This window comes from Pseudomonas matsuisoli (genome assembly GCF_014647635.1).
Lineage (GTDB): Bacteria > Pseudomonadota > Gammaproteobacteria > Pseudomonadales > Pseudomonadaceae > Pseudomonas_P > Pseudomonas_P matsuisoli.
Map to the genome: position 1 here is coordinate 297,638 of NZ_BMPO01000007.1, position 12,012 is coordinate 309,649.

The window sequence follows — 12,012 nt, forward strand, 5'->3', positions numbered from 1 at the left end:
ACGTTTTTCCAGGGGCAGCTTTCGCTACCGGCACGAAGGCGGCTGCTCTCTCGTCAGCCTCTGGTGCCTGATATCGGCCACGGGATAAAGGAGCCGATCTCCAACCGCCAGGCGGTCGTTTAGCGCGAACGAACGGCTAGGAAAGCCTACTTTGTCGTAAGAAGACTGTGCGATAGAAACACTTTGAAATGAGCAGGTTACCGTTGCGGACTCGATACCGAGCCCGCAGCAGTGAGCTAGGATATCTGCGCGCCTAGCCGCCCGCTGATTCATCCGCAAGGAGATTGCCGCGGCGTGCGCCAAATACCAAAAAGCGCGCCAGCTCAGCCAGCGGCAATGGCTTGCTGATGAGGTAGCCCTGCGCCTGATCGCAACCAAATTGACGCAGCAGCGCTAACTCATCGCGGGTTTCCACGCCTTCGGCAACGACGGTCAGATCAAGATTGTGAGCCAGATTGATCATCGCTCGAACCAAGCGGCGGTTTTCGGGATGGGACGCCATTCCTCCCACGAAGCTGCGGTCAACCTTCAGCAACGCAATCGGTAGCGCACTTAGGTGAACAAATGACGAGTAGCCCGTACCGAAATCGTCCAGCGAGAACCGAACGCCCAAGCCGCGCAATGCCTTCATGGTCTTGATCACCTGTTCGGTGCGGCGCATGACGGCGGTTTCGGTGAGTTCGAACTCGATCCAGCGGGGGTCGATGCCACGCTCATCGATTAAGCGGCCAAGCGTAGGCAGCAGCTTGCTGTCCTGGAATTGCCGGAACGACAGATTGATCGCCATATGCAACGGCGCGACGTCTCGATCCAGAAGCCAACGCAAGTCGCGCAATGCTCGATCGATGACCCAATACCCCAGCGGGATGATCAAACCGGTGTCTTCAGCTAGCGGGATGAACTCATTCGGCCCGAGCAACCCACGCTCGGCATGCCGCCAGCGCACCAGCGCTTCAAGACCAACCACCTGGCCCGTCTGCATGCACAGCCGCGGCTGGTAATGCAGTTCGAGTTCGTCACGACGTAGCGCGCGCCGCAGTTCGGTTTCGAGATCCGCCAGATTGCGCTCGCTGCGGTTCAGCCATTCATCGTAGATATGAAAGGTGCAGCCCGACTGGGTTTTGGCCCGGCGCATGGCGATGTGCGCATGCCACATGAGCGGGTCAGCTTCGATATCGTGTTCCGCGCGCGCCAAGCCCAGGCTGCAACCGAGCAGCAGGCTTTCGCCGTCAACGCGAAATGGCTCCGCTAGGGCGTCGACGATGCGGGTGGCCATACGGCCTGCGCGCGCCGGGTCTTCCTGGGTGTCCAGCAACAGGGCGAACTCGTCGCTGCCTAGCCGCGCGAGCGTATCGCCCGGATCGAGCAGCTCCTTCACCCGCACGGCAACCTGGTTGATCAGTTGGTCGCCATGCTGATAACCAAGCGAATCATTTACGTGGCGGAAATTATCAAGATCCAGATGCCCAAGCACCAAGCCTTCGGCCTCTTCTTCGAGGCGCGCCTTGAGCACGCCAAGAAAACCGTAGCGATTGGCAATGCCCGTGAGCGGATCCTGTACCGCCAGCCCTTCCAGCAAAAGCCGTTGATGACGGCGCTCGTCCACATAGCGCAAGCAGCGTTGCAGGCCATCAGGGGACAGCTGGTCACGCGCCAACCAGTCGTTTCCATCTGACACCGGCTGTTCGGGCGAAGCCTCGAGCAGATACACCACCGGGACGGATAGTCCAGGCTCGGATGGCAATAGATGAGGCTGAATCAACAAGCAATGGGCGCCGCGCCGGGCGCACTGCTCCTGACTGCTCTCCCAGTCACTGGATTCCACGAGTTCGAAACGACCATCACCGGGCAAATGCTCGCGCAGCAGCGCAGCCCACCCATTGGCCTCACATTGCAGAATCAGACGCGTTGACTTTCCTGGCACGCGACTCCCCATTCAAATCGGCTATACAGCGCCTACAAATGATCTCGACCTCCAGCCCTTGAGTTGAGATGCCACATCCAATACGACGTAGCGCAACCAACTCGAGCTTTTTTAGATAGTTTTCGAGATCTGCTTCTCTTAGCTGACGAGCGAAGCGTACCGTATTCCATCAAATAACCAAGACTGGCACATCGCCGTCATCTCGCCATTCTCGAATGCATCGCCGCAGTCGATCGCTCCCGCGAGTCGGGCGCGCGTTGGACTGGTAGACTGTCGCGCCCGCCAGCCCTCTTCAGCACGCCAAGCATGTCGCGACTCAATCCCCGCCAGCAGGAAGCCGTCAATTACGTAAGCGGCCCCCTGCTCGTTCTCGCTGGCGCCGGTTCCGGCAAGACCAGCGTGATCACCCGCAAAATCGCCTACCTCATCCAGCAATGCGGCATCCGCGCGCAATACATCTGCGCCGTGACCTTCACCAACAAGGCTGCCCGCGAGATGAAAGAGCGCGTCAGCACCCTTCTGCGCCCCGGCGAGGGTAAGGGGCTGACCGTCTCGACATTCCACAACCTGGGCCTGAACATCATCCGCCGCGAATACGCGCACCTGGGCTACAAACCCGGCTTCTCCATTTTTGACGAGGGCGACATCAAGGCGCTGCTCACCGACATCATGCAGAAGGAATACGCGGGGGACGATGGCGCCGATGAGATCAAGGGCTACATCGGCAACTGGAAGAACGATCTGATCCTGCCCGAAGAGGCCCTGGCCAATGCCCGTGGGCCCAAGGAGCAGATGGCGGCGATCGTCTACATGCACTATCAGCGCACGCTCAAAGCCTACAACGCGGTGGACTTCGACGACCTAATCCTGCAACCGGTGAAGCTGTTTCAGAACCATCCCGAAGTGCTTGAGAAGTGGCGTAACCGGATCCGCTACATGCTGGTGGACGAGTATCAGGACACCAACGCCAGTCAGTATTTGCTCGTGAAGCTCCTCGTGAAGGAACGCGCGCAATTCACCGTGGTGGGCGATGACGACCAGTCGATCTATGCCTGGCGCGGCGCGCGACCGGAAAACCTGATGCAGCTCAAGGAGGACTTCCCCTCCCTGAAGCTGGTGATGCTGGAGCAGAATTACCGCTCCACCAGCCGTATCCTCAAATGCGCCAACATCCTCATCGCCAACAATCCACACGTGTTCGAAAAACAGCTGTGGAGCGAAATGGGTGTCGGCGATCCGATTCGTGTCATCCGCTGCAAGAACGAAGACGCCGAATGCGAGCGTATCGCGACGGAAATCCTGACCCTGCACTTGCGCACCGGTCGGCCCTATAGCGAATTCGCGATTCTCTACCGAGGGAATCACCAGGCGAAGCTGATGGAGCTCAAGCTCCAGCACCACCAGGTGCCCTATCGTCTGTCCGGCGGCACGAGCTTTTTCGGGCGTCAGGAAGTGAAGGACATCATGTCCTACTTCCGCCTCCTGGTTAACCCGGACGATGACAACGCCTTTTTGCGCGTCATCAACGTCCCCCGGCGTGAGATCGGCTCGACCACACTGGAAAAGCTCGGCAACTACGCCACCGAGCGCAAGCTCAGCATGTACGCGGCGAGCGATGAAATCGGCCTGGGCGAACACATGGACGCCCGCTACACCGAGCGGTTATCACGCTTCAAAAGCTATATGGACAAGCTGCGTATGCAATGTGCGGGCGATGACCCGATCTCGGCACTACGCAGCATGGTCATGGATATCGACTACGAGACCTGGGTGCGCAGTAACGTCGCCAGCGAAAAGGCGGGTGACTTCCGCATGAGCAACGTCTGGTTCCTCATCGACGCGCTGAAAAACACGCTGGAGCGCGACGAAGACGGCGACATGACCATCGAACAGGCCATCGCCAAACTCGTCCTGCGCGACATGCTCGAACGCCAGCAGGAGGAAGAAGAAGGCGCCGAAGGCGTGCAGATGATGACGCTGCATGCCTCGAAGGGGCTGGAGTTCCCGTACGTATTCATCATGGGCGTCGAGGAAGAGATCCTGCCTCACCGTTCCAGCATCGAAGCAGACACCATCGAGGAAGAACGTCGCCTCGCGTATGTCGGCATCACCCGCGCCCGCCAGAACCTGGCAATGACCTACGCCAGTAAGCGCAAGCAGTACGGTGAGATCATCGAATGCATGCCTAGCCGCTTCCTCGACGAGCTCCCACAGGAAGACCTCGAGTGGGAAAACGTCGAAGACGCCCCCGTCGAACAAAAAGCCGCCCGCGGCAACGACGCCCTGGCGGCAATGCGGGCAATGTTGAAGAAGGGTTGAGGTGATCGTCGGCAGGCGCACCAACGGTGCCGCCCTGCTACCGCTTTCGCGGCCAAGGCCGCCCATACAGGAGCCGCATACCGGCAACCTCTAACTGACTCAGCACTGCTTTTGTAGGGGCGGCTTTAGCCGCGAATGCGCCGGCCCGGCGCACCAACAATACCGAGGCTGATACCGCTTTCGCGGCCAAGGCGGATGGCCGCCCCGCGGATCGCCGCCCGGCCGCTCCTACAGGAACCACGTACCGGCAGCCTCTAGCGAACTCACCACTGCTTCTGTAGGGGCGGTTTTAACCGCCAATGCGCCGGCACGGCGCACCAGCGACACCAAAATCAATACCGCCCTTGCAGCCCTACCCCAAAATCACATCGATCCTCGTGCACAGCGTTTCCATGGCGAAAGGCTTCGTCAGCACCTGCATCCCAGGGGCAAGGCTGTTGCCGCCGATTGCGGATGCCTCGGCGTATCCCGTGATGAAGAGCACCTTCAAATCAGGTCGGAATTGACGCCCTGCGTCTGCCATCTGGCGACCGTTCATGCCGCCGGTCAAACCGACATCCGAGATGAGCAAATCGATATGCATGTCCGACCGCAGTAGGCGCAGCCCGCTTTCCCCGTCATGCGCCTCGAGAACGGTGTAGCCCTGCTCTTCAAGCACCTCGCTCACCAGGTCGCGAATGCTGCTTTCGTCATCCACGATCAGAACGGTACGTGCATGCTTCGCGGAGACCGACGGCGCCGCGGCCAACGCCGGCCTGGCCGATGCGGGCGGTCCCAGGTAACGCGGCAGATAGAGCCGCACGCAGGTCCCGCTTCCCGGCGTCGATTCGATACGGGCGTGGCCACCCGATTGCCGCGCGAACCCGTAGATCATGGAAAGCCCTAACCCCGTGCCAAGGCCGATGGGTTTGGTCGTGTAGAACGGATCGAACGCGCGACTGACGACGTCAGGCGTCATACCAACGCCGTTATCCCGCACGGAGATGCACACGTAGTCATTGGCGGAAAGGTTCGCCGAAGCCGCCACGTCCCCCTCCAACCGTAGGTTTTGCGTCTCGATCGTGAGCTGGCCGCCATGAGGCATCGCGTCGCGGGCGTTCAGGCACAGGTTGAGCAAGGCATTCTCGAGCTGGTTGGGATCACAAAGCGTGGTCCATAGCATCAGGTCCAGATGCGTTTCCGTCTCCACCGCAGGCCCGACGCTACGCTCGATGAGCTCGAGCATCCCCGTAATGAGATGGTTGGCGTCGGTCATCGACGGATCGAGCGTCTGCCGGCGCGAAAACGCCAGCAAGCGGTGTGTCAACGCAGCGGCGCGGCGGGTTGCGCCTTGGGCGGTATCGAAATACCGCGGCAGGTCCGCGTAGCGCCCCTGCTCCATGCGGATTTTCATCAGATCCAGGCTGCCCGTGATGCTGGTCAGCAGGTTATTGAAATCATGGGCAAGGCCGCCGGTAAGTTGCCCGACGGCCTCCATCTTCTGACTTTGCCGGAGCTGACCCTCCGCCAACGCCAGCGCCTCGGCCTGGCGCTTGGTTTCGCTGACGTCACGCACGTTGCAGTAGATCAACTCACCGCGCAGTACCGCGTTCCAGGACAGCCAGCAGTACTCGCCATTGCGGCATCGGTAGCGGTTTTCGAATCCCATCAACGTATGTCCGTCGATTAGCGTGCGTAGCGCATCGCCGGTGCGCTGGGCATCATCGGGATGGACGAACCCGAGATACGGCGTTTCCTTCAACTCGCGCTCGCTCCAGCCCAGCGTGTTCATCCAGGCGTCGTTGATGCTTATCAAGTAGCCGTCGTGCGAGGCGGTACACAACAAGTCCGGCGCCGCTTCCCAGATGAGGTCGCGTTCGCGCGTTCGGACTTCGGCTTGCTGCTCGCGCTCGTGCGCCACCTCTTGGAGCCGGGTATAGATCACCCGCAAGGCGAAGCAAGTCCCCACGATCGCGGCATTGACGAGCACGAACAGCAACGCCGCCAACCACTGGTCCGTCGTTACGACACCGCCGTTTTCCGGGCGAATGAAGAGAAACACGGCGGCTCCCGCCGCCAATACGGTCGACCATAGCCCGGGGCCCAACCCAAGGAAAAAGCCGATGGCCATAAGCGCCGGGATAAATAGCAGGTACGGCAGGCCGAGTAGCGGCAAGGCCTGGCGCGCGAACGCCCCGGCCAACACGACAGCAATCGCCATGGTGTATCGCATCCACGCGGGCAAACCCAGCAAAGGAAGCAAGGCGCGACCGATACGGATCAGGATAGAGCGGACATAGCGCACAAGAAGTTCCAGGTGAAAACGTGGGGCGGGGAAAGAGATGAACAGCGAGCTTATTACCGCCAACGGCGGTAGCCGTCCATCGCCGCGATGTACAAAAACTATGAGCTATCGGCGCTGGGCCCTTGTCCCAATCATAGGCGTCATGAAAACACGCTGTTTTTTTCTATCACGTGAAGGAGGCTGAAATGGCAATCGCAAATGCCAAGCAAGAACTCAAGAGCGTACAGAACGTTGCAAATCAGGCAAGGGCTGGGAAAGACGCGGGCATTAGCAATCACGCGGAAATCGGCAAAGCGTTGTCCGTGCTGCTCTCGGATGCTTTTGCGCTGTACGTGAAGACCAAAAATTACCACTGGCACGTCGCCGGTCCGCATTTTCGGGATTACCACCTGCTGCTCGAACAGCAAGCGGATCAAATCTTCGAGATTACCGACGACATCGCCGAACGCGCCCGTAAGATCGGCGAGCCTACCATCCGCTCGCTGGAGCAGATGGTCGCGCAAAAGCGCATCGCCAGCAGCGAGGTCGAGGATCTTTCAGCGCATCAAATGCTGAAGGAGCTACAGGCCGATAACGAGGCATTCGCCGCGTTCATGCGTACCACCCATACGCTGACCAGCGATAACAACGACCTCGCCACCACCAGCATGCTGGAAGAGTGGATCGACCAGGCTGAGCGTCGTGCATGGTTCCTGCGTCAAAGCGTCATGGATCGCTAGATCTTATCGCTGAGCGAAGCCCCGTCCATCGCGGGGCTTTCTTTTGCCATATGAAAAATCGTACCGCCTAGCGCTAAACCGCATTTCCAGAGCCTGACACGGTCTGAAACAGGTACGTGCCGATTGCTCGATCTCGATCGATGCGTTATCACCTTACCGGTACAGCTACGGGGGACGATCGTCATGACGCTATTAACCATTGATCTCGACCGCCTTGCCGAAGCGTTTGATGCCCAGGATCGGCTAGACCGCATTCTGGATCTGGAAACAGGCGAGATCCGGGCGTTTCGTGCGGAAAGTCTCCCGTTCGAAGAACAGGAGGCCTTGGAAAGTCGACCGGATCGCTACGTCGCTATTCCCCGCCTCAACCTCGAAGATCGCATTGCGCTGCGCGAAGCCTTTCTTCAGGAATTGCGTGAGCCCCATGCACACCCGCTACTGACGCTGGCGCTCAGCGGCCGCAAGCCATTGCGTACCTTCGATTACGAGCTGGAACAATTTCCAGCGGCGCAAACCGCTTGGTCGCGTTTCCAAACGACTCGCTTAAGGGAAGACGTGCTGGCGTGGCTGGCCGAACAAGGCGTAGAACCTGGTGCGGGGCACCCGGCGCAAACGCCGGACAGGCACGATATTCCGAAAGACATCCTGCGCCGCCTAAAGGGCGCGTCTCTCTAAAAGGCACGCGCTGTAGGTGCGGCCAAGAGTCGCGAATGCGTGCCCACCACATCACCAACGGATATTCCATGCCCGCGCACCGGTCTCATGTACATCACTCTCCAAGGAGGCAACATGAAGACCATCAAACCGCTTACCGCTCTACTGGGCGCACTCGTCATCGCCGGAACCGTTCACGCACAAGATGCGAAAGACAAGCAGCAGGAGCCCTCGCGCGAGGAGTATCAGGAACAGGTACTCAAGCAGGCGCCGAACCAAAGCGATGACGCGGTTGCCCGGGACCCAATGCACATCGGCGACCTGAAAGTCGGTGCGCCTGCGCCACACAAATACTGGCGCGACGATTACGCGATCAAGGATCTGCAGAAGCACAACCTGTCCAAGCCGGAAAACGAAAAGCAGCATTGGGTGAAGATCGGTACCGACTACGTATTGCTGAACAACGATACCGGTACGATCCAAAAGATCATCAAGGCGGAGTGATCGTCGGATAGGACGTGAATACCTGTAGGAGCCCATTTATGGGCGATCGCATTTGCTCGGACAGAGCAGCGTCGTTGGTTAGATCGGATCGCCCATGAATGGGCTCCTACAGGTAATGATTACAGCCGTAGGGTGGATTAGCGACGCGGTCGCGTAATCCACCGTTCACCTCGTTGCGGATATGCACCGCCTCCGGGCCATGCCAACGGTACGGCCTGTAGGAGCCAGCTTGCTGGCGATCAAGCGATCTAACAGCGATCGCCAGCAAGCTGGCTCCTACGGTCCTTCCTATTTCTTCGACTTCGGCAACACCGAGCTCAGCACCTGTTTCGCGGTTTCTTTCAGGATGCCGCCCTGGTTGGGATCACCCTGCAACAACGTCGATGCGAATTGCTTGACCTGGTCCAGCGTAAGGTGTGGCGGCAGCGGCGGCACGTTCGGATCGGTCTTGAATTCGATCACCACTGGGCGATCGGAGCTCATCGCTTCATCCCAGGCCGCCGCAACGGACGCATCACGCTCTACCAATATGCCGCGCAGGCCTATGGACTCGGCAAAACGCGCGTAGGGCACGTCCGGGATATCCTGCGATGCCTCGAACTTGGGGTCGCCCTCCATCACACGCTGTTCCCAAGTCACCTGGTTGAGATCCTGGTTATTGAACACCGCACAGATCCACTTCGGGTTGTCCCACGTTTGCCAATACTTAGCGACGGTGATGAGTTCGGCCATGTTGCTCATCTGCATCGCGCCGTCGCCCACCATTGCAATCACCGGCCGGTCGGGGTGCGCGAACTTGGCCGCGATTGCATAGGGCACTGCCGCCCCCATCGATGCCAGCCCGCCCGACAACGACCCCATCATGCCGCTACGCAGTTTCACGTCGCGCGCATACCAATTGGCACAGGAGCCAGAGTCGCTGGTCACAATTGCGCGATCCGGCAGGCGGGGCGAAAGCTCGTAGGCGACACGCTGTGGATTGATCGGATTGGCTTCGACCATCGCACGTTTTTCGATGACGTCATCCCACGCGACCCGCCACCCCTCGATGCGGTCGCGCCATGCCGTGTCCGTTTTGTCTTCCAGCAGCGGGATCAGCGCCTTGAGTGTATCGGCGGCATCGCCCTGAAGATTCACTTCCATGGGGTAACGCAGGCTGAGCATGTCGGGCTGAATGTCGATCTGCACGCCACGCGCTTGCCCGGCAGCCGGCAAAAACTCCGCATAGGGGAAGCCGGAGCCGATCATCAGCAGCGTGTCGCACTCTTGCATCATCTTGGAACTGGGCTCCGTACCCAACAGGCCGATCGATCCAGTCACCCATGGCAACGCGTCGGGTAATACGGCTTTGCCCAGCAACGCCTTCGCCACGCCAGCACCTAACGTTTCGGCGATCTGCAGAACCTGATCGGATGCACCCAGCGCACCGGCGCCCACCAGAATTGCCACCTTCTTACCGGCATTGAGCACCTCCGCGGCGCGGTGCAAATCGTCTTCGTATGGCACGACTTTGGGCCGCTGGTAGCCAACGCCCGAGTGCACGGTGCCGTGCTTGCTGGGTGGGTCCTGGTACTCCAGTTCCTGGATGTCGTTGGGCAGGATCAACGCGGTGACGCGGCGCTCGCCCAACGCGGTGCGGATCGCGCGGTCCACAAGATGGCGGACCTGGGACGGTGCAGCAGCCTGCTGCACGAACGCGCCTGCCACGTCCTTGAACATGGACACCAGGTCGAGCTCCTGTTGATAGTGCCCACCCAATGCCGTGCGCGCTTGCTGGCCGGCGATGGCAAGCACCGGCATGTGGTCCATGCGGGCGTCGTACAAACCGGTTAGCAGATGAGAGGCGCCGGGGCCGGACGTTGCGATGCAGACCCCGAGCCCGCCCGTGAATTTCGCATCGGCCGCGGCCATGAACGCCGCCATTTCCTCGTGCCGCGCCTGGATGAAACGAATCTTGCCATCCGCTCGATTCAGCGCCCCGAATACACCGTTGATGCCATCCCCCGGATAGCCGTAGATGCGGCGTACGCCCCATGCATAAAGACGTTCAACCAGAAAATCACCGACGGTCATGGACATGGAAACCTCGCTTACAGATTGCAGAAGGGGTGCGCTGAACGCTTATCTTCTGGACTGACAGCGGCAAGCGGAGGTTTCGTTCGCCAAACGAATGGCCGGCGAGGCAGGCATTGATCGTCTACCGTCGAGCAGCCCAGGCAGGAGAAGCCAAATTAAAACAGCAGGACGCGGCAAAAGCGCGTATGGTGCGTGCACTGCTTGCTTTTGTTTCGCGATGCCAGACGTGATGCTTGATTCGTCGTTCATCTCCCCCGGTTCGTACCACTTCTGCACTCAGTTACTTGCACTCTGGATGGTCTAGAGTGCGCATCAAATCTCCAGGGAGATACACCATGTCTACACGTCAAACCGGTACCGTTAAGTGGTTCAACGATGAGAAAGGCTTCGGCTTCATCACGCCGACCGAAGGTCCTGATGTATTCGTTCACTACCGTTCGATCGAAAGCACCGGCTTCAAGAGCCTGGCCGAAGGTCAGCAGGTTTCTTTCCTGGTCGTCAAAGGCCAGAAAGGTCTGCAAGCTGATCAGGTTCAGGTCATCTAAGCACTGATCTGTATCGAAAAAGGCCCTGTGATCACAGGGCCTTTTTTGTTTCCGTCGTATTTGCCAGCGCCCACCTTCTCGCCGAAGGATACCGTCGCCCACGCGCCCCTCTGTGCGAGACGATCGTCGGCCTTCGTCTCGCTGGACTTTTTCCCGAAGCCTGAATGACGCAGAATGCGCCCTCGCTGACGTAGAGGGTTTTTCGAAGTGGAATTATTGAAGCAACGCATTCGTGAGCAAGGCGTTGTGCTATCGGACAAGGTGTTGAAGGTCGACGCCTTTCTCAATCACCAGATCGATCCCGCCTTGATGCGCGAGCTTGGCCACGAATTCGCCGAACGCTTCCGCACAGAGGGCATCACCAAGATCGTCACCCTCGAGGCCTCGGGCATCGCGCCGGCGGTGATGGCAGGTTTAGAGCTGGACGTGCCGGTGATCTTCGCACGCAAGCACCAGTCGCTAACCCTAACCGAAGACCTGCTGACGGCGTCGGTGTATTCGTTCACCAAACAGGTGGAGAACACGATTGTCGTGTCGACCAAACACCTGTCTTCCAGTGACCGCGTATTGATCATCGACGATTTCCTAGCCAACGGCGAAGCGGCAAAAGGCCTGATCTCGATCATCAATCAGGCAGGCGCAAGCATCGCCGGCGTGGGAATCGTGATCGAGAAATCCTTTCAGAACGGTCGCCGCGATCTGGAGAGGCTGGGTCACCGCGTCGAATCGCTGGCACGCGTTCAGCGGCTGCACGATGGGCAGGTCAGTTTTATCGAGTGAGTGCCTCGAAAACGGGCGACTGAAGTCGCCCCTACAGAGGGCTCTGGTAAGGCGGGTGAACCCCGCATAGCGTTGTACGAGAGCCGCGGGTTGCACCCGCCCTTGTATGTCGACTCCCGTCTCCAAAGAGGCGATAGTCCCCGACTGATCATCGGGGGAGGACCGCAAGCCGCACCCGCCCTTAAGCCTCGAGCTTGTTGTGTAGAT

General features: G+C 59.5%; 9 protein-coding genes. 6 read left to right on the forward strand and 3 right to left on the reverse strand.

The window, feature by feature from the left end; all coding sequences use genetic code 11:
* Nucleotides 1-253: 253 nt before the first annotated feature.
* Complete coding sequence (locus IEY47_RS15980; protein ID WP_188984443.1) at nt 254-1,936, reverse strand: putative bifunctional diguanylate cyclase/phosphodiesterase; 1,683 nt, start codon at nt 1,934-1,936, stop codon at nt 254-256.
* Between the two features lie 294 nt (nt 1,937-2,230).
* On the opposite strand from IEY47_RS15980, the gene rep reads away from it, so the two are divergent.
* The gene (gene rep, locus IEY47_RS15985; protein WP_188984445.1) at nt 2,231-4,243 is read left to right on the forward strand and encodes a DNA helicase Rep; all 2,013 of its coding nucleotides are present in this window, start codon (nt 2,231-2,233) and stop codon (nt 4,241-4,243) included.
* Nucleotides 4,244-4,595: 352 nt separating this feature from the next.
* Here the strand turns inward: rep and IEY47_RS15990 are convergent, their stop codons facing one another.
* Nucleotides 4,596-6,527, reverse strand: coding sequence for an ATP-binding protein (locus IEY47_RS15990; RefSeq protein ID WP_229779476.1), 1,932 nt, complete (start codon nt 6,525-6,527; stop codon nt 4,596-4,598).
* A 185-nt stretch (nt 6,528-6,712) separates the two neighbouring features.
* On the opposite strand from IEY47_RS15990, the gene IEY47_RS15995 reads away from it, so the two are divergent.
* The 3 genes from IEY47_RS15995 to IEY47_RS16005 all read left to right on the forward strand — a co-directional run bounded on the left by IEY47_RS15995 (nt 6,713) and on the right by IEY47_RS16005 (nt 8,404).
* Nucleotides 6,713-7,246 carry a Dps family protein gene (locus tag IEY47_RS15995; RefSeq protein ID WP_188984447.1) on the forward strand — a complete coding sequence of 178 codons (534 nt, stop codon included), beginning with the start codon at nt 6,713-6,715 and terminating at the stop codon, nt 7,244-7,246.
* Between the two features lie 183 nt (nt 7,247-7,429).
* Entirely contained in the window at nt 7,430-7,921 is a 492-nt protein-coding gene (locus IEY47_RS16000) for a UPF0158 family protein (RefSeq protein ID WP_188984449.1), read from the forward strand.
* Nucleotides 7,922-8,035: 114 nt separating this feature from the next.
* Entirely contained in the window at nt 8,036-8,404 is a 369-nt protein-coding gene (locus tag IEY47_RS16005; protein ID WP_188984451.1) for an RcnB family protein, read from the forward strand.
* Between the two features lie 288 nt (nt 8,405-8,692).
* Here the strand turns inward: IEY47_RS16005 and IEY47_RS16010 are convergent, their stop codons facing one another.
* Nucleotides 8,693-10,483 (reverse strand): thiamine pyrophosphate-requiring protein, encoded by a 1,791-nt coding sequence (locus IEY47_RS16010; protein ID WP_188984453.1) that lies wholly within the window; start codon nt 10,481-10,483, stop codon nt 8,693-8,695.
* A 332-nt stretch (nt 10,484-10,815) separates the two neighbouring features.
* On the opposite strand from IEY47_RS16010, the gene IEY47_RS16015 reads away from it, so the two are divergent.
* Entirely contained in the window at nt 10,816-11,025 is a 210-nt protein-coding gene (locus IEY47_RS16015; RefSeq protein WP_188984455.1) for a cold-shock protein, read from the forward strand.
* A 207-nt stretch (nt 11,026-11,232) separates the two neighbouring features.
* A complete protein-coding gene (locus IEY47_RS16020) occupies nt 11,233-11,805 on the forward strand; it encodes a xanthine phosphoribosyltransferase (RefSeq protein ID WP_188984456.1) in 573 nt (190 codons plus the stop codon).
* Nucleotides 11,806-12,012: the final 207 nt, after the last annotated feature.